Source organism: Methanomicrobium mobile BP (assembly GCF_000711215.1).
Classification (GTDB): Archaea; Halobacteriota; Methanomicrobia; order Methanomicrobiales; family Methanomicrobiaceae; genus Methanomicrobium; species Methanomicrobium mobile.
This window is the reverse complement of record NZ_JOMF01000006.1, coordinates 66601-93096: the sequence shown is the minus strand read 5'-3', so window position 1 is coordinate 93096 and position 26496 is coordinate 66601. Positions and strand designations below refer to the sequence as shown.

25 protein-coding genes are annotated in these 26496 nt (G+C 47.3%); 19 read left to right on the top strand and 6 right to left on the bottom strand.

Annotated elements, in window-relative coordinates; genetic code table 11:
- Positions 1-12: 12 nt before the first annotated feature.
- The 3 genes from T502_RS04500 to T502_RS04490 all read right to left on the bottom strand — a co-directional run bounded on the left by T502_RS04500 (position 13) and on the right by T502_RS04490 (position 1644).
- Complete coding sequence (locus tag T502_RS04500) at positions 13-723, bottom strand: dolichyl-phosphate beta-glucosyltransferase (RefSeq protein ID WP_042705965.1); 711 nt, start codon at positions 721-723, stop codon at positions 13-15.
- Between the two features lie 93 nt (positions 724-816).
- Positions 817-1329: a DJ-1/PfpI family protein gene (locus tag T502_RS04495; RefSeq protein WP_042705964.1), complete on the bottom strand. Its 513-nt coding sequence runs from the start codon at positions 1327-1329 to the stop codon at positions 817-819.
- A gap of 66 nt (positions 1330-1395) precedes the next feature.
- Positions 1396-1644 carry a hypothetical protein gene (locus tag T502_RS04490; protein WP_042705963.1) on the bottom strand — a complete coding sequence of 83 codons (249 nt, stop codon included), beginning with the start codon at positions 1642-1644 and terminating at the stop codon, positions 1396-1398.
- A gap of 82 nt (positions 1645-1726) precedes the next feature.
- Between T502_RS04490 and T502_RS04485 the strand changes: the two genes are divergently transcribed.
- The 10 genes from T502_RS04485 to T502_RS04440 all read left to right on the top strand — a co-directional run bounded on the left by T502_RS04485 (position 1727) and on the right by T502_RS04440 (position 14440).
- Positions 1727-2152, top strand: a complete 426-nt coding sequence (locus tag T502_RS04485) for a PaaI family thioesterase (protein WP_042705962.1) — start codon at positions 1727-1729, stop codon at positions 2150-2152.
- 205 nt (positions 2153-2357) lie between these two features.
- On the top strand, positions 2358-3935 hold the full coding sequence (gene pyrG, locus T502_RS04480) for a glutamine hydrolyzing CTP synthase (RefSeq protein ID WP_042705961.1): 1578 nt from the start codon (positions 2358-2360) through the stop codon (positions 3933-3935).
- Between the two features lie 114 nt (positions 3936-4049).
- Positions 4050-4967, top strand: coding sequence for a glutamine-hydrolyzing GMP synthase (gene guaA, locus T502_RS04475; protein ID WP_042705960.1), 918 nt, complete (start codon positions 4050-4052; stop codon positions 4965-4967).
- 349 nt (positions 4968-5316) lie between these two features.
- The gene (locus tag T502_RS04470; protein WP_042705959.1) at positions 5317-7065 is read left to right on the top strand and encodes a S41 family peptidase; all 1749 of its coding nucleotides are present in this window, start codon (positions 5317-5319) and stop codon (positions 7063-7065) included.
- Positions 7066-7226: 161 nt separating this feature from the next.
- Positions 7227-8936 (top strand): S41 family peptidase, encoded by a 1710-nt coding sequence (locus tag T502_RS04465; RefSeq protein ID WP_042705958.1) that lies wholly within the window; start codon positions 7227-7229, stop codon positions 8934-8936.
- A gap of 109 nt (positions 8937-9045) precedes the next feature.
- On the top strand, positions 9046-10770 hold the full coding sequence (locus T502_RS04460) for a S41 family peptidase (RefSeq protein WP_042705957.1): 1725 nt from the start codon (positions 9046-9048) through the stop codon (positions 10768-10770).
- A gap of 237 nt (positions 10771-11007) precedes the next feature.
- A complete protein-coding gene (locus T502_RS04455) occupies positions 11008-12156 on the top strand; it encodes an acetylornithine transaminase (protein WP_042705956.1) in 1149 nt (382 codons plus the stop codon).
- A gap of 28 nt (positions 12157-12184) precedes the next feature.
- Entirely contained in the window at positions 12185-13285 is a 1101-nt protein-coding gene (gene hisC / locus T502_RS04450; RefSeq protein ID WP_042705955.1) for a histidinol-phosphate transaminase, read from the top strand.
- 46 nt (positions 13286-13331) lie between these two features.
- Positions 13332-13844 carry an adenylate kinase family protein gene (locus T502_RS04445; protein WP_042705954.1) on the top strand — a complete coding sequence of 171 codons (513 nt, stop codon included), beginning with the start codon at positions 13332-13334 and terminating at the stop codon, positions 13842-13844.
- Entirely contained in the window at positions 13841-14440 is a 600-nt protein-coding gene (locus T502_RS04440; RefSeq protein ID WP_042705953.1) for a CDP-alcohol phosphatidyltransferase family protein, read from the top strand. Before T502_RS04445 ends, T502_RS04440 begins: the two co-directional genes overlap by 4 nt.
- A gap of 52 nt (positions 14441-14492) precedes the next feature.
- Here T502_RS04440 and T502_RS04435 read toward each other — a convergent pair whose 3' ends face one another.
- The 3 genes from T502_RS04435 to cfbC are packed head-to-tail and all read right to left on the bottom strand — an operon-like array spanning position 14493 to position 17704.
- The gene (locus T502_RS04435; RefSeq protein WP_052359157.1) at positions 14493-15827 is read right to left on the bottom strand and encodes a nitrogenase component 1; all 1335 of its coding nucleotides are present in this window, start codon (positions 15825-15827) and stop codon (positions 14493-14495) included.
- A complete protein-coding gene (locus T502_RS04430; RefSeq protein WP_042705952.1) occupies positions 15814-16923 on the bottom strand; it encodes a nitrogenase component 1 in 1110 nt (369 codons plus the stop codon). Before T502_RS04430 ends, T502_RS04435 begins: the two co-directional genes overlap by 14 nt.
- A complete protein-coding gene (gene cfbC / locus T502_RS04425; protein ID WP_042705951.1) occupies positions 16883-17704 on the bottom strand; it encodes a Ni-sirohydrochlorin a,c-diamide reductive cyclase ATP-dependent reductase subunit in 822 nt (273 codons plus the stop codon). Before cfbC ends, T502_RS04430 begins: the two co-directional genes overlap by 41 nt.
- A gap of 202 nt (positions 17705-17906) precedes the next feature.
- On the opposite strand from cfbC, the gene T502_RS04420 reads away from it, so the two are divergent.
- The 9 genes from T502_RS04420 (at position 17907) to T502_RS04380 (ending at position 26496) form a co-directional block, all read left to right on the top strand.
- Positions 17907-18887: a Gfo/Idh/MocA family oxidoreductase gene (locus T502_RS04420; protein WP_042705950.1), complete on the top strand. Its 981-nt coding sequence runs from the start codon at positions 17907-17909 to the stop codon at positions 18885-18887.
- Between the two features lie 16 nt (positions 18888-18903).
- Complete coding sequence (locus tag T502_RS04415; RefSeq protein ID WP_042705949.1) at positions 18904-19875, top strand: Gfo/Idh/MocA family oxidoreductase; 972 nt, start codon at positions 18904-18906, stop codon at positions 19873-19875.
- 227 nt (positions 19876-20102) lie between these two features.
- Complete coding sequence (locus tag T502_RS04410) at positions 20103-21089, top strand: NAD-dependent 4,6-dehydratase LegB (RefSeq protein WP_042705948.1); 987 nt, start codon at positions 20103-20105, stop codon at positions 21087-21089.
- Between the two features lie 7 nt (positions 21090-21096).
- Positions 21097-22245, top strand: coding sequence for a LegC family aminotransferase (locus T502_RS04405; protein ID WP_042705947.1), 1149 nt, complete (start codon positions 21097-21099; stop codon positions 22243-22245).
- 2 nt (positions 22246-22247) lie between these two features.
- Positions 22248-23309, top strand: a complete 1062-nt coding sequence (locus T502_RS04400; protein WP_211248145.1) for a nucleotidyltransferase family protein — start codon at positions 22248-22250, stop codon at positions 23307-23309.
- Complete coding sequence (locus tag T502_RS04395) at positions 23296-23964, top strand: acetyltransferase (protein ID WP_052359156.1); 669 nt, start codon at positions 23296-23298, stop codon at positions 23962-23964. The genes T502_RS04400 and T502_RS04395 overlap by 14 nt, the downstream gene beginning before the upstream one ends.
- Positions 23961-24959 (top strand): N-acetylneuraminate synthase, encoded by a 999-nt coding sequence (gene neuB, locus T502_RS04390; RefSeq protein WP_042705945.1) that lies wholly within the window; start codon positions 23961-23963, stop codon positions 24957-24959. Before T502_RS04395 ends, neuB begins: the two co-directional genes overlap by 4 nt.
- Before the next feature lie 41 nt (positions 24960-25000).
- Positions 25001-25840 carry a formyltransferase family protein gene (locus T502_RS04385; protein ID WP_245597759.1) on the top strand — a complete coding sequence of 280 codons (840 nt, stop codon included), beginning with the start codon at positions 25001-25003 and terminating at the stop codon, positions 25838-25840.
- Positions 25837-26496 carry a PIG-L deacetylase family protein gene (locus tag T502_RS04380; protein ID WP_042705943.1) on the top strand — a complete coding sequence of 220 codons (660 nt, stop codon included), beginning with the start codon at positions 25837-25839 and terminating at the stop codon, positions 26494-26496. The genes T502_RS04385 and T502_RS04380 overlap by 4 nt, the downstream gene beginning before the upstream one ends.

Below are 26496 nucleotides of genomic sequence, written 5' to 3'. Positions count from 1 at the left end.
TCCGCCCGCCGTTCAGCCGAGTCTTATTTTTATGAGATTTATGAGCATCTTTATTGCATCCGCGATGCCGACATGCGACCCGCCCATCTCGGACCAGAGAATGGGAACCTCTTTAATCATGAATCCGCCGCGATAGAGGATATAGAGAATCTCGGCGTCGAAAGCGAACCCCGACGATCTCACCCGCGGAAGCAGGGCGTCGACCGCCGTTCTCTTAAAGACCTTCGCTCCGCACTGTGTGTCTTTGAACGGAATGCCGAGGATCAGTTTGACGCAGAGGTTGAAGATGCGGCTCTGCAGTTTTCTGCTGAAAGACTGTGATTTTTCTATCTTCGATGCCGAAAGCCACCTTGAGCCGAATGCGCAGTCGCAGGTCTCAATTTCCGAGAACAGCCTGCGCATCTCCGATATCGGCGTGGCGCCGTCGGCATCGCAGTATCCGATATATTCCGTGGCTGCGGCTTTCATCCCCGCGGTTATGCCGCCGCCCTTTCCCAGACGTTCGTTGAACGAGAGAACCGTGATGTCGGGATATTTTTTGCCGCTCTCATCCGTGACCGGCGAGTCGGTGTAACTTCGGATTATCTCCGGCGTTCTGTCGTCGCCGTCGCAGACAAAGATGACTGGACCGCGGTATGACGAGATATCGGCAAGACATCTTTCTATTCTCTTTTCCTCGTTGTATGCGGGAATTATGAGGGTGCACTCTTCTTCTGTTATCATTGGTATTGCTGATTTGCCTGCCGATCTGCGATTGTTTCGGGTTTTACCGCGGTCTTATTATGTTTCGGTTCGATTCCAGAAAATCTGTTGAGATCAGTTGAGTTTTGCGAGAATTTCCTGTGCAAACTTAACCGATGCCACGGGATGATCTCCCGTTACGATGTTCTTGTCCGAGACCACGGCTTCTTTGACGTATTTTGCGCCGCTCTGTCTTAAGAGCTCGACGCTTGCGGGAGTGTCGAAGACCGTCGCCTTTATGCCGTTAAGGACTCTTGCATAGGCAAGAATTACCGGAGCGAGACAGATTGCGCCGATGACTTTTCCTTTTGCGTTAAACTGCTTTACAAGCTCGATTAACGGCTCGTGCGTCCAGAGAAAATCGCGTGCGCCGATACCGCCGCAGATGACAAGTGCATCGTAATCCGCTTCTTTTGCATCGGCAACAGCCAGCGATGCATTCTGCACCGACCCCATCATGCCTTCGCAGTCGCCCGCCGCGGTTGACGCGACATCGTATGCAACGCCGGATTTCTCGAAAACTTCGGCAGATTTACTGAATTCTTCATCCCTGTATCCTTTCGGAGCTATAACCATCAGAACTTTCATACCTGATACCTGACTTTTTGTTCTTTTACTTTATGTGCTGTATATTCTTTAATTCTGTCATATGGATTATTGGTGCTTTAAGAGATGCTCTTTCAGCCCCGTGTTCGGCTTGTATCTCTCCGCGATATCGAGTGCCGCGGCTCTCAGTTTGCCGTGCTCGATTCTGCATGACTCGGGAATATCCGCTTTACGCAGAATCTGCGAGGAGTTCTCGGTAATCTGAATAAGTTCGGTCGCGATAACCGAGTTCAGCCATAAAAGTTCGCCGAGCATCTCCTTTATCTCTTTCAAATCTTCAGCATTGTTTTCTGTCATGTTTTTACCTCGAAGATTATCTTATATTCTGGAATATCTGCGGGCTTATAATATATATCTGATGAACAATAACCTAAATCGCATGAGTTATCCGGAAGAGATGAGGAAGAAAGGAAAGGATGCAAACCCCTTCTTCTGCCTGATGGGAATAGAGCCCGTATACTTCGGCGACGGAAAAGCCGCACTCTCCATGACGACACGCCCCGATATGCTCAACGGCGTCGGCTGGCTTCAGGGCGGTGTCTATTTTGCATTGATCGACGAATCGATGGCACTCGCAATCTGCACGATCATCGACGACGATCAGGGTATCGCGACAATCTCGGCTACGACCGACTACTACAAGGGCGTCGGCGCCGGTGCCGAACTTGTTGCGGAAGCGCATGTCGTAAAGCGCGGTCACAAGATTATATTTGCCGAAGGTGTGGCACACCTTAAGGATTCGCCCGAGACAATCCTTGCGAAAACTTCGGCATCGTTCCTGATAACGGGTTGCGGAAAGAAATAATTTCAAAAAATCTCAAAAGGTCTCAAAAAATATCAAATAACCGTCAAAACAGTAAAACTGTAAAATCCGCGTCGGTAGTTCATAATTCGCGAATGTCCGTGCAATGCGTGACGTGTGCCTTATGAATACCCGATGAATGTAAATCTATCATTTTATTTTATTGAAAGTTCAATCACTCTCTATATTTATTTTTGGAGAGGGTCAAGTGAAGTATATTTTTGTAACTGGGGGTGTGATGAGTGGGCTCGGCAAAGGCATCACTACTGCATCCATCGGCAGAATTTTGAAGAACCGCGGTTTTCTCGTGACTGCGGTCAAGATTGATCCGTATCTCAACATTGATGCGGGCACCATGAATCCGGCGCAGCACGGCGAGGTCTTTGTCCTTAAGGACGGCGGCGAGGTCGACCTTGATCTCGGAAACTACGAGCGTTTCCTTGACATAAATCTGACGTCAAAGCACAGCATAACGACGGGTAAGATCTACCGTGCCGTCATCGAGAAGGAGAGGCACGGCGATTATCTCGGCGGCACCGTGCAGATAATTCCGCATATCACCGATGAGATAAAGCGCCGCATAAAAGACGCCGCCGAGTCCTACACCGAGAACGGCCGTAAGGCGGATGTATGTCTTGTCGAGGTCGGCGGCACGGTCGGCGATATCGAGAGCATGCCCTTCCTCGAGGCCGTAAGGCAGCTTGTCGGCGAACTGCCCAAGAGCGATATTGCTCTCGTGCATGTGACCCTTGTCCCCGAGGACAATATGGGCGACCACAAGACAAAGCCGACACAGCATTCCGTGAAGGCTCTGCGCGAATCGGGTCTTCACCCCGATGTTATCGTGGGACGCTGTATTACGGTGATGAGTCCGTCGACGAAGAGAAAGATCTCGGACTTCTGTGACGTTCCCTCACGTGCCGTGATTACGGCGGCGACGGCAAAGGATACCTACGAAGTCCCGATTGAGATGGAGAAGGAGGGAATGGCATCCGTTATCATGGACCTGCTCGGTCTTGGAGAGAGGTCTGCCAACAACGACTGGTATCGGATGGTCACGGTCGAGTACACGAACCGCATCACGGTCGCCGTCGTCACGAAATACGGCGTTGAGGATGTCTACATATCGATAAAAGAGGCTCTGAAGCACGCGGGTCGAAAGCTCTCGACCGAGGTCATAATTAAATGGATTGATGCCGAGAACTTCACCGATGCCGATTTCGCCGACGTCGACGGCATTATCATCCCGGGCGGTTTCGGTCCGCGCGGTATCGAGGGCAAGATCAATGCCATCAGATATGCCCGCGAGAACAATGTTCCTCTTCTCGGTCTGTGCCTCGGTTTCCAGCTGGTCGTCATCGAATACTGCCGCAATGTTCTCGGCTGGAAGGATTCGACCTCCGAGGAGATGGGTCCCGGAAAGCATGTCATTGCAATCCTTCCCGAGCAGGAGAATGTCACCAACCTCGGCGGCACCATGAGACTCGGCGACTGCGAGATCGATCTCAAGAAGGGCACGCGTATCGAGAAACTCTACGGTGCCACAAAGATTGTCGAGCGTCACCGCCACAGGTATGAGGTAAATCCCGCATATATCGCGGAGATTGAGAAGGCGGGACTTGTCTTTTCGGGTTCGTCGGGCACAAGGATGGAGGTCGGCGAGCTGAACCGCGATTCGTTCTTCCTTGCGACCCAGTTCCACCCCGAATATAAATCCACACCGAGCCATCCGTCCCCGCCGTATCTCGGATTTGTCGAGGCGTGCGCAAAGAGCAAGAGAGTGTAGATATGCAGGTATTTTACACTGAATATCAGATCGAATAAACACCAAAAACCCCTCCCGAATAATTCAAAGACACAAAACCGCCGATAAAGAGTCGGTGCAAATACAGGTACGAAAATGGTAAACACAGAGAAGTTCATTGCAAAGGCAATTGATGAGATAAAAAAGAAGTCCGACGGCAAAAAAGTCGTCATGGCACTTTCCGGCGGCGTTGATTCCTCGGTCTGTGCCGAACTCGCACGCCGTGCCATCGGAGACAATCTGATCCCGATATATGTCGATACGGGACTTATGAGAAAGGGCGAGACGAAGAAGATTCAGGAGGTATTTGCGGGACTCAACCTGATTACGGTCGATGCCGGTGCGGAATACCTCGAAGCCCTTAAGGGTGTCGTAGATCCCGAACAGAAGAGGAAAATTATCGGCGAGAAGTTCATCCGCATCTTCGAGCGCGAGGCAAAGAAGACGGGCGCGGAGTATCTCCTTCAGGGTACTATTTATCCCGATATCATAGAGAGCGAAGGCGGAATCAAGAGCCATCACAATGTCGGCGGTCTGCCGTATAATATCGAATTTAAAGGTTTAATCGAGCCTCTTGTCGATCTCTACAAGGATGAGGTAAGGGAGGTTGCCGCCGCTCTCAACATGCCGCAGGAGATTGTGCAGAGAATGCCTTTCCCGGGTCCGGGGCTTGCCGTCCGCGTTATCGGAGAGCTTACCGAGGAGAAGGTCAGGGTCTGCCGTGAGGCAAATGCTATCGCCGAGGAGGAGATAGTGCCGAAGTTCAACCCGTGGCAGTGTTTTGCCGCGGTTATCGGCCGCGGTACGGGCGTTAAGGGAGATAACCGCCTTCACGGGTATATTGTCGCGGTAAGAGCGGTTTCCTCGAGGGATGCGATGACTGCCGAAGTTGTCGAGGTTCCGTGGGATGTCCTGCACACGATTGCCACGAGGATTACGGCGGAGATACCCGAGGTCTCAAGGGTTGTCTACGATATCACACCCAAGCCGCCGGCGACGATTGAGTATGAGTGAATGTTGACGGTTTTGAGACCGATCAACATTTTTTGTTCTGTTTTGCTTAATTCTTGTTTAATTCTTGTTTAATTCTTGTTTAATTTTTGTTAATTTTGGATTATTTTTGGCTCATTTAGGTTTTATTAGGTTATATTTTGCAGGATATTGCTTTTTATCGATAAATCCTGCGGAAACCGAATTTCAACTAAGATATTTTTATAATGATCATAAAGAAATAATCTCTTACAGGTGATTATGTTCCTGCTTTACTCATTCCGAAGACGACATGGGCGAAGCCGGACTCAAAAATCACTTATTCCTCTAAATCGGTTTTCAAACAGGAATATTGACTCCAAGGTGATTGGCGATGAATAAAAAAATTCTGTATTCAATCTTGATGATCTGTATCGCGGTTTCGCTGGCTTTTGCGGGCTGCGTAAATCAGACACAGGATTCGGCAACGGCGGATAACACTCACGGAAAGGTCTCTGAAAAGAGCATGCCCTTCGATCCGAAAACGGTTTCGATAACCGAAAAGGCGTCCCCGATGTATACCAACTCCGTTGATCATACGGAAGAAGTTACGCTCTATTTCATGAACGGCGGCGATGTCCCGTATGTTTCCCTTGAGGAATTCATGGGTATTTTTGAGGAATGGGGCTTTGATATGACCTTTGATGCTGACGGCAGCATAGCATACTATATCAATCCCAACGGTTATTCCGCGGATTTCGACTTTGAAAAGAACACCATACACTTTACCGATTACAATATGTTCTATAATAAGCCGGGAAATGCACTGATTGATGCCGCAGATCTGAGCAAAGGTGTCGAACCGCTCTTCCAAAAGGATGATGAAAAGAGCTATGAGAGATACGGTCGCGAGATCACCTTCAGACTCGGCGATTACGGCATTCCGATGGTGCATAAGAACGGCAGATACTATATCCCCCTCCAGACCTTCAGCGATGTCTTCCTCTCGGTTAAGGAATATTTCAGCCTGTATAACGGTCAGGATTTAATACTCACAAATGAGTTGACCGATGACCTCAGGGCTCTATATTACAGCGCCCCCAAACTTGAAAGATCAAAAGAACTTGCGGAATTTGACTATAACGAACTCTGCTTTGCGCTGGATCATCATTACGGACTGAAGGATACTCACAGAATCACGAGCTTTGATGCTTTCTTCCACGAGTGCGGATATGACGATGAGCTAAAAAGCACCAATCAGACCCTTGCCGACGAGGCTCTTTATCAGTTCATAGACCTGCATCTTGATGACAAGCACAGCGGATTAACAGCCGTTTCCTTCAGAACCGACAAAAAGGCTTTTCTTGAAGAAATGCCAAATCTGGGAGAAGGTCTGTCCTCAACCGCTTTCATAAATCAGAAGGAAGAGTTTGAAAGAGTCCGTGCGAAGTATTTCCCAAGCGGCGTCCCGCATTATGAGGAGATAGGAAATACGGCTTACATCACCTTCGATCACTTTGAGGATAATGGCTGCGATGACTACTATTCGGCACCCCGCGAAGATGAACTTGACAATACCATACGTCTTATGCAGTATGCCTATGACAGGATAACGAGGAAGGACAGCCCCGTGGAGAATGTCGTCATGGATCTCTCGCTCAACACCGGCGGTCTCGTATATACGGCAGTCTATGTAACCGGTCTCTTCCTCGGAGAAGGACAGCTAAGTCTTGACTATGAACTCACCGGAGCTTTGGTCTCGACTTACTATCATATCGATACAAACAGGGATCATGTCTTTGATGAGAAAGACACGCTTGCCGGAAAGGGCTATAAGTTCTACTGTCTTGAGACCGACACAAGTTTCTCCTGCGGCAATCTGGTTCCAAATTTCTTCAAAAATTCCAACAGAGTAACGCTTATCGGACAGACCTCCGGCGGCGGATCCTGTGCCGTGCAGCCGTTAAGTACTGCGGCGGGCACACAGTTTCAGGTATCAGGAAACATGCGTTCGTCATTCATAAAGAACGGTGCTTTCTACGATATAGACAGAGGTGCGGATCCCGACGTCTACATAAAGGATCCCAACTTCCTGTATGACAGAAAAGCGCTTACGGACTACATCAACAATAATATAAAATGAGACAATCCGGTGATTGATAATCGGATGATCATGAAAGTTGATCCGAGTATGATCTAAACCCTAATATCCTTTTTTAGCATATATTCCGGTATGGAGTGATTTTTGTGAACAGGAATATTCTATGTTTACTCCTGATGGTCTGCGTTGCGGCAGCAGTGGCTTTGGCAGGTTGCACCGCTCAGACACAGGATACGGCAACGGCGGATAACACTCACGGAAAGGTCTCTGAAAAGAGCATGCCCTTCGATCCGAATACGGCTTCGGTCAGTTCAAAGACGGTTGCGCTCTATTTCGTGACTGCGCATGAGCCCGGAAATACAACCCTGTATTTCGTGAACGGCGGCGAGATACCTTACATTTCCATTGAAGAATACCTGGGCTATCTGGAAAAAATCGGCAGTGCAGTTACGCAGGGCTATAATCTGACCTTCAAAGCCGACGGCGACAAAGCATCGTTTGTCAGGGAAAACGGATATTCTGCGGATTTCGATTTCCAAAAGAACACCGTTCACTTTACGGACTATAACATGTTCACCAAGACGCCCAACGGACCTCTGCTTGATGTTACATTTATTCACGATAATGTCGCGCAGCTTTTCCAAAAGGATGAAGACCGGAGCTATGAGAGATACGGTGAGGAGATAACGATACCTCTGAGTGATTACGGTATAGGAATGCTGCATAAGGACGGCGGTTATTATATTCCGTTGCAGACCTTCAGCGATCTCTTTATGGCAACCAAGTCCACGTCTCTCATGTATAACGGAGAAGTTGTAATTATTGAGGTTTCTTTGACGGATGAACTGTCGGAAATATATTACAGCGTCCCGAAATCGGATAGATCAAAGGAAGCTGCGGAGTTTGACTACAATGAACTCTGTCTTGCACTTGATCATTATTACGGACTGAAGGAAGTCCACAGGATTAAGAACTTTGATGCGATATTCCATGACTGCGGATATGATTATTTCCTCAAAGGCACTAATCAGACCCTTGCGGATATTGCACTTTACCAGTTCCTGAATACGCAGCTTGATGATCTGCACAGCGGATTTAAGAGTGTTTCCTTCAGAACCGACAAAGAAGCGTATGATAAGGAAGTATCCGGTATTCTTCGCGGCTATTCGGGAAGATCTTTAATAGACGAAAGAAGTATGCTGCAGAAAGCCCGTGCGAAATATTATCCGAACGGAGTTCCGCATTATGAAGAGGTAGGCAATACTGCATACATTACCTTCGACAGTTTTGATGATTCCCACCTCAAGGATTACTACTCGGTACCCAAAGAAAATGAGCTTGACGATAACATACGTCTGATGCAGTATGCATACGACAGGATTACAAGAAAGGGAAGCCCCATAAAGAATGTGGTCATGGACTTATCCATCAATACGGGCGGCGCTATCTATGATGCGCTCTATGTGACGGGTCTGTTCCTTGAGGAAGCACAGATCAGTGCTGCCGATGAGCTTACCGGTGCACTTACCTCGGCACATTACAGAGTGGACATCAACAGGGATCATGTCTTTGACGAAAAAGATACTCTTGCCGGAAAAGGCTATAATTTATACTGTCTCGAATCGAGAGTCAGTTTCTCATGCGGTAATCTGGTTCCGAATATCTTTAAGGATACCACTCATGTGACACTTATCGGACAGACTTCCGGCGGCGGATCCTGTGCCGTGCAGCCCTTAAGTACGTCTTCGGGTTCACTGTTCCAGGTTTCGGGAAACAAGCGCATGTCATTCATCAAGAACGGCGCCTTCTATGATATAGACAGGGGCGCGGATCCTGATATATACATACATGATCTCTCCGTCCTCTATGACAGAAAGAAGCTGACGGACTACATAAACAATAATATAATCTGACGGAATATCGGGTGATCACAGATCTGATCTAAACCATAATATCCTATTTTAACATATATTCCGGTATGGAGTGATTTTTGTGAACAGGAAAATTCTATGTTTACTCCTGATGTTCTGCATTGCGGCGGCAACGGCGTTTGCGGGCTGCACCGATCAGACAACAGCGCAGGATACCGGAAAGGCTGCGGCAAAGAGCCCGACCTTCAATCCGGCGACCGTATCGATTACCGAAAAGACCGTTCCGATTTATTTCGGCGTCGTCGAGGAAGTGCAGAACGTATCCGTGTATTTCATGAACGACGGGGAAATCCCTTATGTTTCCCTTGAGGAATTCATGAACGTTTTGATGAAAATTGTCCGGGAGGATGCGGAAAACTACACCCTGACCTTTAAGGCAGACGGCGACAAGGCATGGTTTGTAAGGGAAAACGGTTATTCGGCTGATTTTGACTTTGCAGACAACACCATCCATTTCATGGATTTGGATATGTTCCAGAAGAATCCGAACGGAGCGCTGGTTGACGGTATGGGAATGTCCGATACCGTTGCACCTCTTTATCAGAAGGACGATATGTTAAGCTATGAGAGGTACGGTCGCGAGATTACAAAGAACCTGAATGACTACGGCATCCGGATGGTTCATAAGGGTGACGGCTACTACATGCCCTTACAGACATTCAGCGATCTTTTCCTTGCGGGCAAATGCTGTTGCTGCGTCTACAACGGGGAAGCGGTATTTCTCACGGGCACTAATCTGAGTGACGATCTCTCGAAGATCTATTACAGCGCACCTAAAACGGAGAGAACTCCGGAAATAGCAGAGTTTGATTATAATGAACTGTGCATGGCGCTGGATCATCATTACGGACTTAAAGAGATCCATCAGATAAAGGACTTTGACACGCTCTTTACCGAATCGGGATATGACGTGTACCTTAAAGGAACGAATCAGACCATTGCTGATGCGGCACTTTTCCGCGTCGTTAATGCACATCTGGGGGATCTGCACAGCGGTTTTAACGGTGTATCTTTCAGAACGGACCCTGACGCGTTTAACGACGAAGTATCCGGAATGTCCGTAAGTCTTGCCGCTTTAGGTCATCTGGAAAAAGCAAATGAACTCGAAAAAGCCCGCAACAAATACTATCCGAACGGCATTCCTCATTATGAAGAGGTAGGAAACACGGCGTATATTACATTCGACCATTTTGTCGATGAGGGTTGCGATGATTTTTATTCGGCACCAAAAGCCGATGAACTTGACAATACCATCCGTCTTATGCAGTATGCCTATGACCAAATCACAAGAAAGGGAAGTCCGATTGAGAATGTTGTCATGGACCTTTCGCTCAACGAAGGCGGCACCGTATATACGTCGGTTTATGTGACAGGTCTTTTCCTCGGCGAAGGACAGATCAGTCTTTTCGATGAACTTACGGGCGCGCTTGCATCGGCTCATTATAAGCTGGACACGAATCGCGATCATGTCTTTGACAAGAAAGATACGCTTGCCGGAAAAGGCTATAATTTCTACTGCATAGAATCCGGAGTAAGTTTTTCATGCGGCAATCTGGTTCCGAACGTCTTCAAGAACTCCGAAAGAGTTACGCTTATCGGTCAGACCTCCGGCGGCGGTTCCTGTGTGGTCCAGCCGTTAAGTACGTCTGCGGGTACACTGTTCCAGGTATCCGGCAACACGCGCATGTCTTTCATTAAGAACGGCGCTTTCTATGACATAGACCGCGGCGCCGAAACCGATATCTACATCAGGGATTTCTCGGTCGTGTATGACAGACAGAGACTGACGGACTACATAAACAATAAGATAATCTGATGAGATAAAACAAATAACATATCTCATTCACGAATACTTTTTTAGACTGTTTTCAGAAATTTTTCAGAAATTTTTCATACTTTTTCGGATTGAGCGCCGTTACGAATATTTAGTATTGCTTGGAATTATTCCGAACATTTTCCGAAGAATTGATGAATTAATCCCGACTATTCAAAGATACTATAATGTTAACGGAAAACCGATTTAATAGGTACATTATACAATACGGATGATATCATGGCATCGGATATGACCTCGAAAGAACTTGAAGACAAATACTTCATGAAGGCATTCGGACGCGACTTAAAGATAGTAAAAGGCAGCGGAAGCTATGTCTGGGACGAGAACGGGAAGAAATATCTGGACATGCTCGCGGGAATTGCGGTCTGCTCGACGGGTCACTGCCACCCCAAGGTAGTCGACGCAATATGCAGACAGGCACACGAACTTATACACATATCCAACCTCTTCCTCGTGCCGGGTCAGGGCGAACTCGCAAAAGAGCTCGTCGAAATCTCGGGGCTTAAGAACGGACGTGCGTTCTTCTCGAATTCGGGAGCGGAGGCTAACGAAGGCGCACTCAAGCTCGCCCGCATCCGCACGGGACGCAAGAACTTCGTCGCTTTCGTTGACGGTTTCCACGGCCGCACCATGGGTTCGCTTGCCGTGACCTATAAGCCCGCAATACGCGAGCCTTTCATGCCGCTGGAGCCGAAATGCACCTTTGTCGAATACGGAAACCTCGAGGCGCTCGAAAAGGCGGTTGACGGGGATACCGCCGCGGTCATAGTCGAGGGTGTGCAGGGCGAAGCGGGAGTAGTCCCCGCACCGAAGGGATTCTATGAGGGCATACGCAGAATCTGCGACGAGAAAGGCGCACTCATGATCTGCGACGAGGTGCAGACCGGCATCGGACGCACGGGAAAGTGGTTCTGTTTCCAGCACACCGGTATCACCCCCGATATCATCACGATTGCAAAAGGAATAGGAAGCGGTTTCCCGATGGGCGCTCTTGTGGCACGCGAAGGACTGACCTTCAATGCCGGCGAACACGGAAGCACGTTTGCGGGCGGACCTCTGGCATGTGCCGCGGCACTCGCAACCCTCGATGTCCTCAAAGGCGTCCTCCCCGATGTCTCGAAGAAGGGAGAGATTCTCATGAAAGAGCTTGCCGAATTCTCGCCGCGCGGAATCGGTCTCATCATCGGCATCCCCGCAGGCGAGGAACGTGCAAAGAAGATCTATGACATCTGCCTGAAAAACGGCGTCATAGTAAACTGTGCATCGCACGGAGCAATCCGTCTGGTCCCGCCCCTCACAATCTCCGAAGAGGAGATAAAGGCCGCAGCCGCGGTGATAAAGGACGCGTTTAAACAAACGGCATAAATCATCAGAAAGCAGATTGAAGGTAAAAATGGGCGGAGATACCGAGTCACTCAAGTCACAGGTAAGGAAGGTCTTTGAAGGCGGCGGCTACGTATTCGCGACAAAAGCCGCGAACATTGCGCGCGACGCGGGTTTTACAAATCCCGCAAGACTCGCAAGCAATGAAAACCCGTTCGGAACGTCGGATGCTGCGATCAATGCCGCAAAGGAGGCACTGTGCAGCGGCAACCGCTATCCGGACGAGACCGCCGACTCCCTTGTAAGAGCGCTTGCCGAATATCACGGCGACTGCGGCTTAAAGCTCAATGTTGTCACCGGCGTCGGAATGGACGGCGTTATCGAGAACGTCATCAGGACCTTCATCGGCGCCGGCGACAAGGTCGTGGTAAGCACGCCGACATTCTCGTTCTATAACCTTGCCGTGACGGCGCAGGGCGGCGTTGTGGAAAACGTGCGCAGGAGAGAGGATTTCACGGTCGACGTCCCCGAGTTCGTCGGGGCATGCCGCGGCGCAAAGATTGCCTTCCTCTGCTCTCCCAACAATCCGACGGGAACAATAACGCCCGCAGAGGATATCGAGGAGATTCTTAAAGGACTTCTGAAAGAGAACTGCATGCTCTTCCTCGACAATGCCTACGTCGATTTCTGCGATACCGATTACCGCAGGCTCATGAAGGATTACGATAACCTGATAATCGGCAGAACCATGTCGAAGGCATTCGGTCTTGCTGGAATGCGTGTCGGCTATGCATTCGTTCCCGACTGGTATCTGCCGTATTACAAAAGAGCGCAGACGCCGTTTGCATTGAACAACATCTCCATTGCCGCGGCTGTCGGCGCAATCGGCGACCGCGAATTTGTGAAACGCTATGTAAATCACGTCAAAGAGTGGAGAGATGCCTTTGAAGCGGGATTAAAAAAATACAGGATGTATCCCGCGGGCGCCAACTTCGTGATGATAGACGTGGCGCCGCAGAAGAGCGATGATGTTGTCGTAAAACTTGCAAAGAAAGGCGTCATTGTCCGTTCCTGCGCGAGTTTTCCCACCCTCGGCGATACCTTCATACGTGTGAGCATCGGCGATTCTTGGGAGAATGAGATGTTTTTAAAGGCGATTAATGAGATATAACTCATATAACAGCGACATCTAATAGGACTCATATAGCGGCAAAAGTATGATGGTAAGCATTACGGGAACACCCGGCACGGGAAAAACTGCGGTATCCTCGGTTCTGAGAGCGAAAGGCTATAATGTGTTGGCTCAGAATGATACGATAGAGAAGTATATTCTTGAGAAGGACGAGGAGCGTGACGCAATCGTCATCGACGAAGATCTCTGGGCAGACGAGTTTCCCGCCGTTGACGGAATCATAGAGGGTCATATAACCCACATCCTCCCGTCAGAGCGCGTTATCGTTCTCCGCTGCCGTCCCGATGTTCTTGAGGACCGCCTGCGAAAGCGCGGTTATTCGGCTGTGAAAGTAAAGGAGAATGTTCTTGCCGAAGCGCTTGACACCATACTTATCGAGACCGTGGAATGTCACGGCGATGAAGAGATACTGGAGCTTGACACTACGTCTGCCGCGGTTGAGGATACCGCCGCAATGATTGATGAATTTATTAAAGGACTCAGACCCGCGCATTTCGGAGATACCGACTGGTCCGAGTTTCTTGGGTATGATCTATGACACTTGACAATTACCGACCGCATGTAGCGGGAATTGTGACTCCCGTTGCCCGTTTCTGCATAAAACTGCATCTGACGCCGAATGCCTGCACGATACTGGCGTTTATTGCCGCCATCGCCGCGGGTGTCGTATTTTACAAGTCATGGGTATTGTTTGGTGTCGTTTTCGTGATGCTGAACGGCTTTTTCGACGCCATAGACGGCGCCATTGCCCGCGAGATGAATATCGCAAGCCCGCGCGGTGATTTCCTCGATCATGTCCTCGACAGATACGCGGATATCTTCATAGTCTGCGGCATATTCTGGGGAGATTTATGCCCGTGGTATATCGGTGTCTTTGCGCTTACGGGCGTTCTCATGTCCTCATATCTCGGAACGCAGGCGCAGGCTGTAGGTGCCGGCAGGTTCTACGGCGGCGTTCTCGGACGCGCCGACAGGCTGGTTCTTCTGATGGCGGGCGGCATTATCGCATACTTCGTCCCCGCAGGCATATACGGAATGAGTATCCTAGGATGGGCGCTCCTGCTCTTCGGTATTCTGGGACACTTTACCGCAGTTCAGCGCTTTGTTCATGTCTGGAAGGAATTGAAGCACTGAAATATTGAAAAAGGAATGGGCGGGGCTGAAAAGCCCAATACTCATTCATGAATTAATTGCTCTTTTTGTTGCCGTTCTCAAGCGTTTCCGAGATCTCGTCCATCAGGTAGAGCGCGCCCTGGATTCCAGCTACGGGTCGGTCATAAAGCATCTTTCTGTGTCTTATCGGGAATGTAAGTCCAACAAATGCGGAGTCCGGAAAAGCGGCATGCTCGAAGGATGATCCTATTATCAGGTCGAAATCCTTCTTAGAAAGAATCTCCTTTATCTGATGGAGAGTGCATATTCCGCCGATATTGTAAGGGTTTTCGCCGCCGTTTAAGTCGGAGTCGGGAGGGTTGTTTCTCGCGGCGGCATGAACTATCTCGCCGTCCATGTAGTTTGCAATCATATCGCATGCAAATTCCGTGTAGGCATATGTTGAGTAGACGGCAACGCGCGGCGGGTCATGTCTTCTCAGATATCTGTCCCCCTCTGTTGTGAGAATCTCATCCGTCTCCTCGCATTCCGACTCGATCTTTGAGATGTCAATGTCAATCCCGGCATCGGCAGTTTCAGTGAGCCTGTCGGATAGTTCTTCAAAGGTTCTCAAGACGTTCTCAAGACCCAAAAGCGAGCCCGTAGAATTCCGCGCGTCTGCGTTCAGGCGACGATTCATTACATCCGCGCAGTTGTAATCGGGGTTGACCGATACGGAATACGGTGACGGGTGCGTTATGCTCTCATAGGTGTCATGACAGAACACAGCCGCGGTCTTAAGCCCGCATAGGTTTAAGAGGCGGGTTGCCTCAATGAGACTTCCCTTATGGAACGGATCCATTGAGCAGACTCCGTCGATATTGACGCGGATATTGCCCTTTGAATCCTTTGATAGGTCGGTTAGTGGTGCATCTGTATTTGTGTTTGTATTTGGGTTTGAGTTGTTTATCGGAATCGAGTCGGCAAGTTCTCTGACGGCAAGTTTCCAGCCCTCATCGAAGTAACCGATGAAGCCCGGCGCATCTATGCAGATTGTGTCATAATCCGCAAGAATCTCCTTTATGTCTTCGCCCATCACCGAAGGAACGCAGGTGTTTATGACCGCGATCTTATTGTAGAGTTTTGAGACGCTCTCGACTATCTCGGTAAGCCTCTCCGCGGAACCGAAGATGACCTCGTCCTGAACAATGAAGGTGCTGTGAAGCGTGTCGGGGACTGCCATATCCGCGTAGTAGTAGCAGCCCGACGAGCCGTGTATGATGACTCCCATATCGGATATGCCCGCAAGCGCGGATGCCGCGCCCGTCATGGCGCATGGGTACAGGGGGTTTGCGCACACCGCCGATTGCCTGCCTTTCTTCTTCGGGACGGCACTATTTCCCGTATCCCGTGAATTATCTTTTGCCATTGATAAAGCGCCTCCACTGCACAAGCATCTGTTTTACCCCCGCGGTTCCGACGGGTGTGTAAAACGGAATCATAATCGCAGGTCCGTCAATGTCGATCTTGAGCCCCGCGCGCTCCGCAATCTCGTCGAGAAACGCGCTGTCCAACTTCTGAAATCCGAAGAGGTCGAACGAGACCTTCTTCCCCTTTAAGTCGGCAAATCTCTTAAGCATCTCTTCCTGATTTTTCAGCTCGGAGCTGACTGCCGCATCTATTACTGCTTCATCCAGATTCATGAGTCTTCCGGCATCTTTCAAGAACTCTATCGTCCCGCTCAACCCCGTGGGAAAGGCTCCGATAACGGGTATGTCCGAGACTGATTTGATATGTGCGGATATCTCGCCTGTCGGGTCGTCGCGGACTATGTTGAGCGCGGCATTGTTGAAGCGGGCAATGTCCGCGACCGTTGTCCTGCGCGCTATCCTTGTGTTTACGTCCGCGCCGAGAAGCGAGAGCAGGCGCTTTATCTCCGCGAAGTTCTCGTCGACCTCATACTCTAGGTTCTTCTCCGCGATTATGTTCACGGTCTTGTGTTCGGGTTCGGAGGGAGCCTCCTTTGTCTCTGCCTCTGTCCTGCGCGGCGGTATCAGTTCGGTAACGCCCCTGATTGCGGAGATAAACCCTTTCTCGAATGAGCCGCCGAGAAAACCCGAGGCATCTATGGGGATTATCGGAATGTTGTATTCCGCGGAGGCATTCTTGCAGACCGTCTCAATGTCATCCCCGATTGTATCGCTTATGCAGGTTCCGATTACGAAGATTGCTTTGTATCTGCCGTCGGCGACCGTTTCACGTATTGTCTCTTTGAGCCGCTCTTCGCCGCCGAAGATAATCTCCTCTTCGTTCATGTCGCTCGTGAAGATCTCGGGGATGCCGTAGCATTCGTTATAGATATAGATCATTGCCGACTGTATCATCGACGCCGACTGGTGCGCGCAGCCTGCCGGACCGTGAACTATCGTAGCCGCGTCAGTGACAAAAGAGGTTACGGTGAGTGCCCCGATTACCGTGCAACCTTCAAGCCTTGATATGTTTTTGTGCGAGTTCTTCGAGTTCATCCATCGTGAGCGGCGTCGGTTTCTTCGTGACATCGGGGCTGTTCTGCATTATCCTGTCGGCGATTGTTCGGTAGATTCCCGCCTGTTCGGATTCGGGAGCATATTCGAGGACGGTCTTCTTGTTTACCTCGGCGACGCGGACGATCTGACTTCGCGGTATGAATCCTATCAGTTGCGAGTTTATCATCTGCGCGAATTCGCTGACGAGTTCGAGTTCGCCTTCGATGTTCTGAGAGTTGCAGATAACTCCTCCGAGCGAGCAGAAGTTTCTTGAGCGGTTTGACAGCCGCGCTATTGCTTTGCTGATGTTGTTTGCGGCATAAAGCGCCATGAAGTCCCCCGATGTTACCAGATAGACCTCGCGTGCGTATCCTTCGCGCATGGGCATTGCAAAGCCGCCGCAGACCACGTCCCCCAATACGTCGTAGACGATGACGTCGCCGTAGAGTGCGTCGAGTTTTTCAAGGAGCTGGAATGTTGCTATGATTCCCCTGCCGGCGCATCCCACACCGGGTTCGGGTCCCCCCGCTTCAACGCAGCGGATGTTGTTGTATCCGGCGAAGACTATCTCATCGGCGTTTATTTCTTCCCCTTTATCGCGTATTGTGTCAAGGACGGTGGGTATCCATCTGCCGCCCATGAGCATGCGTGTGCTGTCATGTTTCGGGTCGCAGCCTATCTGCATTATGCTGAGGTTCTTCTCGGATAATGCCGCGGAGAGGTTGGCGGAGGTTGTCGATTTACCTATGCCGCCTTTTCCGTAGAGTGCTATCTGCTTCATCTGTTTTATATTTGGTTTTGAGGGGTGATAAGGAGTGCGGGGTGGGGGATGGAGTTTTTGATTGGAAATGGGTGGATAATGTTATATGTTATGATAATCCGCAAATTAACCAATGTTTATGTGAGATTATTCTTGCGTTCTCACTCCTAGACTCACTCATCTCTTCGATTCATTTTTAGTGAGTTGAGATAATATATTTTTAATGAAAAAAAATATCGCATTAATTGGTGTAGGCGGTATAGGTTCAAGACATCTTCAGGCGCTGACTAAATTAAAAGATGATGTGAATATCTGGGTTGTTGATCCCTCATCAGAATCTATTGATAAAGCAAAAAAGCTGTTAGATACAGAAAATTCCAATCAAAATAAGGCTAATATTCCATATTGTCATAGTGTCAATGAGATACCATCAAATATCGACGTGGCAATTATTGCAACTACTTCAGGAATACGCAGGGCTGTTACTGAAGAGCTAATCGCCAAATGCAATGTTAAAAATATAATCTTTGAAAAAGTACTGTTCACAAAAGTAGAAGACTATTATGCGGTCCAAAAAATACTTGAACAATATGGTATTTCTGCATGGGTAAATTGCGGCAGGAGACTCTTTGATTTTTATGTCTATCTGAAGTCTGTATTGATTGATGCAAACAGCATTGATATGTACGTTTCTGGGAAAAATTTTGGATTGGGTTGTAATGCAATTCATTACTTAGATTTGTTGGCATATTTGGGTAGATACATTGGAGACATAGATGTTGATATAAGTGATCTTGATAGAGAGATAATTCCTTCAAAAAGAAAAGGATATGTTGAATTTACCGGTAAATTGTGTGGTAAAATAGGTACTTATTCATTTACATTAGTTTCGTCTTTAAATGATTGTCCAAATCAAATAATTCTAAAAAGCAATGTCTGCGACATATTCATTGAAGAAAAATCTGATGTCATTGCTGCAAAAATAATAAGGCACGATAACACTCGATCTGAAGAAAATATCAAATATCCTATGCAATTTGTAAGTGGCTTAACCAATCATGCAGTTCATGATATATTAGTAACAGGTGATTGCAATCTGACATCCTATGAAGACTCTATGAAATTACATATTCCGATGATTAAAGCATTTCTGGAGAAAATCAATGCCGATATTGGTGTGACCGATATTTGCAATATTACATAGTCAACAGGAAGAGAGTATGTTTTGTGAGAAAGAAGTACTGTTAATAGGTACCGGGATGATGGCTGTAGAATATGCCAAAGTACTCAATGCTTTAAACATTAATTTTACAGTTATCGGTCGAAGTGCTACAGGATGTGAAAGATTCAAAGAAATAACCGGTATAACAGCATTATCTGGAGGGATTGAAAAATATTTAAAAAAACATCCGTCATTAGATGAGCACTCATCAGTAATTGTTGCCGTATCTGCAAATCAATTGTTCAATGTAAATATGCAATTATTGGATTCCGGATTTAAACACATTTTGTCGGAAAAACCCGCAGGTCTCAGCAAAAAAGATATTGCCGCATTATTTAAAGCATGTCGCGATAATGATGCAGAGATATACGTAGCATATAACAGGCGAAACTATGCCTCAACAATAAAAGCTTTGGAAATAATTGAAGAAGATGGGGGCGTTTTGTCCTGTAATTTTGAATTTACAGAATGGAGCCATGTCATAAAAGAATTGGATCAGCCCCCTGAAGTCAAAAACAACTGGTTGCTTTGTAATTCTACCCATGTAATTGATCTGGCATTTTTTGTTATTGGTATGCCTGATGTATTCAATTCATATAGTCTGGGAAAAGTGAATTGGTCTGATTGTAAAGCTGTATATGCCGGATCCGGAATATCCAAAAATGGTGTATTATTTACGTATAATGCAAATTGGGTATCTCCAGGTCGTTGGGGAGTAGAATGGCTGACTTCAAAGCACAAGATTATTTTGCGTCCTTTGGAAAAAATTCAAGTTCAGGAACTTGGAAGCATTGAGGCAAAATATCTCGATATTGATGATTCGTTGGATGTTATGTATAAACCTGGGATATATAAAGAAGTTTCGGGTTTTTTGGGTCTGGATTCAGAAGCACTATCTAGATTAAAGACTATTGAAGAGCAATATCTATCTATGGATATTTACCAAAAAATTGCGGGGAAATCTATTTAGAACATTTTTATTGACATAAACTGGGTGTTTCAAAAGCATTTTCTTGAATATCATTTACATTAATCGAAACCACAGCCCATGCCCGTCACACAATTCCCACGATATACTGTTTAAACAGGACACATTTTTCACGGATACGAGGAGCATTTCCCCGAAAATTATCCGCGAGAATAATCAATCCATCACATACTTTTTTAACCCCACACCTAACAAACTATATAACAGAGATGTCTGAGACAATACTTGTAACAGGTGCGGACGGATTCATAGGCAGCCACCTGACCGAACTGCTTGCACAAAATCCCGACAACAAAATCCGTGCCTTCGTATATTATAACTCTTTTAACTCATGGGGCTGGATAGATACGCTCCCCAAAGAAATCAAAGACAGACTGGAGATTTTTGCCGGAGATATCCGCGACCCTAACGGAGTTCGCGAAGCGATGAAAGGAGTCGACACCGTATACCACCTCGCGGCGCTAATCGCAATTCCTTTCAGCTATCATTCTCCAGATTCCTATGTGGATACCAATATCAAAGGAACCCTAAACGTCCTTCAGGCGGCTCGCAATCTGCACACAAGCCGCGTCCTCGTCACATCCACATCGGAAGTCTACGGAACCGCGCAATATGTCCCCATCGATGAAAAACACCCATATCAGGGTCAATCTCCGTATTCGGCAACGAAGATCGGTGCGGACAGGCTTGCCGAGAGTTTTTACCGCTCCTTCGATCTTCCCGTTTCGATTGTGCGTCCTTTCAACACCTTCGGACCGCGTCAATCCGCACGTGCCGTGATTCCGACAATAATCACGCAACTTCTTTCGGGGTATAAGGAAATCAAACTCGGATCGCTGACTCCGACGAGAGATTACACCTTCGTAAAAGATACGGTTCGGGGATTCGAGAGTATTGCAAAATGCGACGCGGCAATAGGTCAGGAGATAAATATCGCATCGCAGTTTGAGGTCTCCATCGGCGATCTGGCAAATGAACTGATAAATCAGATCAATCCCGAGGCAAAGATTGTCTGCGACGAAGACCGTATAAGACCCGAGAAGAGCGAGGTCAACAGACTCTTCGGTTGCAACGAGAAGATTAGAAGGCTTACCGGATGGAAACCCGAATATACTCTTGAAAAAGGTCTTTCCGAGACAGTTGACTGGATAAAAGACAACTTAAGCGCTTACAAAGCCGATATTTACAATCTCTGAGGCAGTTATGGAAAAATTCATACCCCTATCCGTCCCGAATCTAAAAGGGAACGAGAAAAAATATGTCGATGATGCCATAACTCAGGAATGGGTATCAACCGGCGGCGCCTACATCACACAGATGGAAAAAGCAGTCGCAGAGTATGTCCATACGCCGGATGCGGTGGCCTGTCAGTCTGGAACCGCGGCACTTCACCTTTCATTGATCTGCTGCGGAGTGAATGCGGGCGACGAAGTGATTGTCCCCACCCTTACCTTTGTTGCGGCAGTCAACCCAGTCAAATATGTGAATGCCGAACCCGTATTCATGGACTGCGACGATACGCTCTGCATGGACATGGATAAACTCGAGCGTTTCTGCCTCGAAGAATGCGAAATGCGCGCGGGAAAACTTGTCGACAAAGCTAACGGCAGGCACGTATCTGCCGTCATCGTCGTCCATGTCTTCGGAAACATCGCGAACATGGAAAAACTCATGGATCTTAAGAAGCGCTTCGGATTCAAGGTAATAGAGGATGCAACGGAAGCGTTCGGAAGTTACTTCAAGACAGGCGCTTATGCGGGGAAGTTTGCAGGAACAATCGGCGATATCGGCGCGCTGTCTTTTAACGGCAACAAGATTGTGACCACCGGCGGCGGCGGTATGCTGATATCGCAGGACGCAAAAATTCTTGATAAAGCACGTTACCTATCGACACAGGCGAAAGACGATGCCGTATACTTCCTGCACAACGAAATAGGATACAACTATCGCATGACAAATCTTCAGGCGGCGGTGGGCGTTGCCCAAATAGAACGCATTGAGGAGTTTGTCGCAATCAAGAACACAAATTATGATAATTACGTAAAAAACGGAGTTAAACTGTACCCCTTCCGCGACGATATCAGATCGAACCGCTGGTTCTACAGTTATCTTACGGACAGGCGCGACGATCTGATAAAATATCTGGGAGATAACAATATACAGTCCAGACCGATATGGCATCTGATTCACGATCTGCCGCCTTACAAAAATTCGCGGGCATATCGTATAGAAAAAGCCCAATACTTTTGGGAGCGCGTCGTAAATATTCCGTGCAGCACGAATCTGACGGCGGATGACGTGAACACGGTCTCGGAAACAATCATGAGATTCAATGAAACTGCAAAGGTATGACAATGACGGATATAGGTAAATATTTGATCACGCCGAAGGCGACGGTGCTGGATGCAATGTCCGCAATAGATACGAATGCCAAAGGTATTGCCTTTGTCTGCAGTGACAAAAAGATTACGGCAGTGATTACTGACGGAGATATCCGTAGATACATCATCGGCGGCGGTGATCTCTCGCGTAATGTGACGGAGATCGCGAATAAAAATTTCAAATATCTGACCGAGACCGACACTGTTGATTCCGATCTTATTGCCGCTATAAAAATAAATTATAAAGCAATCCCCGTTCTGGATGCCGAAGGAAAAATCCTGTCAATCGTATTCGCAGACGAAACCGCTTCCCTCCCTCACCGAAAGCTGAATATTCCCGTAGTCATAATGGCGGGGGGCAAAGGAACCCGCCTGTATCCGTATACGAAAGTCCTCCCTAAACCTCTGATTCCGATAGGGGATGTGCCGATTACGATGCACATAATGCAACATTTCGAGAGATTCGGCTGCACGCATTTTACTCTTGTCGTCAATCACCAAAAGGAACTGATTAAGGCATATTTTTCGGATCCGGAGATACCGTATAACATTGATTTTGCCGAGGAAAACACGCCTCTCGGAACCGCCGGCGGTCTGAAACTCCTCGACGGCAAGATTAACGGTACTTTCTTTATGACCAATTGCGATATCCTCGTCGATGCGGATTACGATAAGATCTATGAATATCACAGGAAATCCGGCAACCTGATAACCATGGTCTGCGCGGTCAAGAAGATAACCATACCTTACGGAACCGTATCCATGAACGAATCGGGGCATATCGGGAGTATGGTCGAGAAGCCAGAGGTATCTTATCTGGTGAATACCGGATACTATGTGGTCGAATCCGAGGTACTTTCAGAGATTCCTAAAGGCACTTTTATTCATATGACCGATGTCGTGCAGAAATGCATGGATGAAGGAAAGCCCGTGGGAGTCTTCCCGATAAGCGAAAATCAGTGGTCGGATATGGGACAGATTGATGAGATGGAGAAGATGAAAGAGAAAATGGTCGGCGGCAATGGCGGATATTGAACATAATGAACGGAAGTATCCCAAACTTGTTCTCGTAGGCGGCGGGGGACACTGCAGATCGGTATTATCTTCGATTGACCGCAGTAAATACGCCGATATTGTTATTGTCGACTATCCGGAAAATGTAGGAAAGAGAGTGGACGGTATTTTGATCGCCGGAACCGATGATGATCTTGTAAAACTTCATGATGGGGGCTATTCCGAGGCATTCATTACGGTAGGATCCGTATCAAGCAATCCGAAGAGGCACGGTATCTACGAATCCTTGAAGAAGATCGGGTTTTCGTTTCCGTCCGTTATTGATGATTCCGCCGTAATCGCGGATTCCGCAGAGATCGATGAGGGTGTTTTTGTCGGGAAAAATGCGGTAATCAATGCGGGATCACGGATTGGTAAATTCTCGATAATCAATACGGGTGCAATAGCCGATCATGACTGCATAATCGGATCTTTTGTCCATTTGTCTCCCGGTGTTGTCCTATCGGGTGCTGTTACCGTGGGTGAGAACACCCATATAGGAACGGGATCATGTGTTAAGCAATGCGTCAAAATCGGTGAGAAAAGTACTGTCGGCATGGGCAGTGTTGTCATAACGGATATTCCGTCAAATTGCGTTGCGTATGGCGTTCCGTGTCGGGTAAAGGAGGTATTATGAGTCATACTTTCATCATTGCAGAGGTCGGCGTCAATCATAACGGATCTGTCGATATCGCAAAGAAAATGATTGATACGGCAAAAGCATGCGGCGTTGACGCCGTTAAATTCCAGACCTTCGTATCCGAAAATTTAGTCTCGCGGTTTGCAGATAAAGCCGAATATCAGAAAGAAACTACGGGAAATGACGAGAGTCAGCTTGCCATGATCAAAAAGCTTGAGTTATCTTACGATGATTTCAGTGATTTGAAGAGATATGCGGAATCCGGGGGTCTCGAGTTCATGTCAACACCTTTTGATCATGGCAGTATTGATTTTCTCGCCGAACTCGGTATGGATATCTTCAAGATCCCGTCCGGCGAGATCACGAATCTGCCGTATCTGATGAAAATTGCCAAATTAAAGCGCAGGGTTATTCTTTCCACCGGCATGAGTACTTTGCCGGAGATTAAAGAAGCAATCGACATCCTAAGAAAATATGGAACTACAGATATCACTCTGCTTCACTGTAATACGGCATACCCGACACCATACGTGGATGTAAACCTCAACGCAATGAAAACGCTCCGCGATTCTTTCGGATTGCCCGTCGGGTACTCCGATCACACAAAAGGTATAGAGGTGCCGATAGCGGCGGCGGCATTGGGTGCGGTCGTCATAGAGAAGCATTTCACTCTAGACAGAAACATGGAAGGTCCCGATCACAAGGCAAGTCTCGAACCCGATGAGCTTAAACAGATGGTGACTTCGATAAGAAACATAGAGGACGCGCTCGGCAGCTACGAGAAGAGGCTCACGGAATCGGAAGCGGTTAACCGGGATGTTGTCCGAAAGAGCATTGTTGCCAAGTGTAATATAAAGAAAGGCGAGATTTTTTCAGAGGAAAATATCACGGTCAAACGCCCCGGTACAGGTATTTCTCCTATGGCATGGTTCACCGTATTGGGACAGACAGCATCAAAGGATTTTCAGGAAGATGAGTTGATCAAATTATGAGAATACTATTTATCGGGTGCGTAAAATCTTCGGCAGTACTGTTGGAAGAATTATTGAACCGTGGTTTTGACGTAGTTGGGGTTATCACAAAAAGCGAATCATCATTCAATTCAGACTATGTCAATCTATCAGATATTTGCCGCAGGAAAAATCTGGAATATATTTACGTGAATAATGTGAATGACCAAAACAGTCTGGATTTTGCGAGAAAATTGCATCCTGATTATATCTATTGCTTTGGGTGGTCAGAGTTAATCAAAAGAGAACTGTTGTCTATACCAAAAAAAGGTATTATCGGGTTTCATCCGGCAGAATTGCCTAATAATAGGGGAAGACATCCGACAATCTGGGCACTGGTATTGGGTCTTAAACAAACTGCATCGTCTTTTTTTATAATGGATGAATATGCAGACAGAGGAGCAATCATTTCCCAGGAATTGATAGAAATATCCTATGATGATGATGCCAATTCATTGTATGATAAGATACTGTCAGTAGCAAAGAAACAGGTTGTTGATTTTAGTACCAAATTGGAAAACGGCACATGTCCGCAATTACCTCAGGATGTGAACGCTGGCAACAGTTGGAGAAAGAGAGGGATGAAAGACGGAGAAATTGACTGGCGTATGTCGAGTTATGCAATATACAATCTCGTTAGAGCATTGACGAAGCCTTATGTGGGCGCACATTTCTCCTATGGCGATAAGCATTACAAAGTTTGGAAAGTTGAGGAAGTAGCCGCAGATAATTTAAGCAACATTGAACCTGGAAAAGTACTGGATGTTATTTCCGATACGGAGTATTATGTCAAAGCGTATGATAATATTGTACACGTAATGAGTTCCGATCCTATAAAATTGCAAAGCGGTGATTATTTATGAATATACTTGTTATATCCCCTCATCCAGATGATGAAACATTGGGTGCAGGCGGCACGATCCTTAGGTACGTTGATGAAGGGAACAATGTCTTTTGGCTGAATGTCACGAACATGATGCCTGAGTATGGATTTGATGACGAAATTGTTGAGAGACGGCTTGGTGAAATTGCAAAGGTCAAATCTGCGCTCGGAATAAAGAAATTATTTGATTTAAAATTAAAACCCGCATCTTTAGATAACTATCCAAAATCAGAGATAATTCAAAAGATGAAAGAGGTTTTTGAAGAGGTCAGACCGGAAATAGTGATTCTTCCGTATATGCATGATGCGCACTCGGATCATAAGGTTGTGTTTGATGCCGCATATGCATGCACCAAATCATTCCGCGCACCTTATATTCAAAAAATACTCTGTATGGAAATAATTTCGGAAACAAATTATTCTAATCCCGAATTTGAATTCAAACCAAATTATTATGTGGATATCAGCAATTATATTGATAAAAAGATAGAGATTGCTTCAATATATTCAAGTGAAATATCCCTGCCGCCGTTTCCGAGAAGCATTGAAGCAATCAGAAGTTTGTCGGTGTATAGAGGATCTTCATGCTCAAAATGTGCTGCCGAATCGTTTATGTTGATAAAAGAAATTCTGTGA

Coding starts and splice junctions, on each gene's coding strand:
- guaA (WP_042705960.1), top strand. CDS start 4,050: ATGGTAAACACAGAGAAGTTCATTGCAAAGGCAATTGATGAGATAAAA.
- hisC (WP_042705955.1), top strand. CDS start 12,185: ATGGGCGGAGATACCGAGTCACTCAAGTCACAGGTAAGGAAGGTCTTT.
- T502_RS04430 (WP_042705952.1), bottom strand. CDS start 16,923: ATGAACTCGAAGAACTCGCACAAAAACATATCAAGGCTTGAAGGTTGC.
- T502_RS04500 (WP_042705965.1), bottom strand. CDS start 723: ATGATAACAGAAGAAGAGTGCACCCTCATAATTCCCGCATACAACGAG.
- neuB (WP_042705945.1), top strand. CDS start 23,961: ATGAGTCATACTTTCATCATTGCAGAGGTCGGCGTCAATCATAACGGA.
- T502_RS04490 (WP_042705963.1), bottom strand. CDS start 1,644: ATGACAGAAAACAATGCTGAAGATTTGAAAGAGATAAAGGAGATGCTC.
- T502_RS04400 (WP_211248145.1), top strand. CDS start 22,248: ATGACGGATATAGGTAAATATTTGATCACGCCGAAGGCGACGGTGCTG.
- T502_RS04495 (WP_042705964.1), bottom strand. CDS start 1,329: ATGAAAGTTCTGATGGTTATAGCTCCGAAAGGATACAGGGATGAAGAA.
- T502_RS04410 (WP_042705948.1), top strand. CDS start 20,103: ATGTCTGAGACAATACTTGTAACAGGTGCGGACGGATTCATAGGCAGC.
- T502_RS04460 (WP_042705957.1), top strand. CDS start 9,046: ATGTTCTGCATTGCGGCGGCAACGGCGTTTGCGGGCTGCACCGATCAG.
- T502_RS04435 (WP_052359157.1), bottom strand. CDS start 15,827: ATGGCAAAAGATAATTCACGGGATACGGGAAATAGTGCCGTCCCGAAG.
- T502_RS04420 (WP_042705950.1), top strand. CDS start 17,907: ATGAAAAAAAATATCGCATTAATTGGTGTAGGCGGTATAGGTTCAAGA.
- T502_RS04445 (WP_042705954.1), top strand. CDS start 13,332: ATGATGGTAAGCATTACGGGAACACCCGGCACGGGAAAAACTGCGGTA.
- T502_RS04470 (WP_042705959.1), top strand. CDS start 5,317: ATGAATAAAAAAATTCTGTATTCAATCTTGATGATCTGTATCGCGGTT.
- cfbC (WP_042705951.1), bottom strand. CDS start 17,704: ATGAAGCAGATAGCACTCTACGGAAAAGGCGGCATAGGTAAATCGACA.
- T502_RS04415 (WP_042705949.1), top strand. CDS start 18,904: ATGTTTTGTGAGAAAGAAGTACTGTTAATAGGTACCGGGATGATGGCT.
- T502_RS04485 (WP_042705962.1), top strand. CDS start 1,727: ATGAGTTATCCGGAAGAGATGAGGAAGAAAGGAAAGGATGCAAACCCC.
- T502_RS04440 (WP_042705953.1), top strand. CDS start 13,841: ATGACACTTGACAATTACCGACCGCATGTAGCGGGAATTGTGACTCCC.
- T502_RS04380 (WP_042705943.1), top strand. CDS start 25,837: ATGAATATACTTGTTATATCCCCTCATCCAGATGATGAAACATTGGGT.
- T502_RS04395 (WP_052359156.1), top strand. CDS start 23,296: ATGGCGGATATTGAACATAATGAACGGAAGTATCCCAAACTTGTTCTC.
- T502_RS04405 (WP_042705947.1), top strand. CDS start 21,097: ATGGAAAAATTCATACCCCTATCCGTCCCGAATCTAAAAGGGAACGAG.
- T502_RS04455 (WP_042705956.1), top strand. CDS start 11,008: ATGGCATCGGATATGACCTCGAAAGAACTTGAAGACAAATACTTCATG.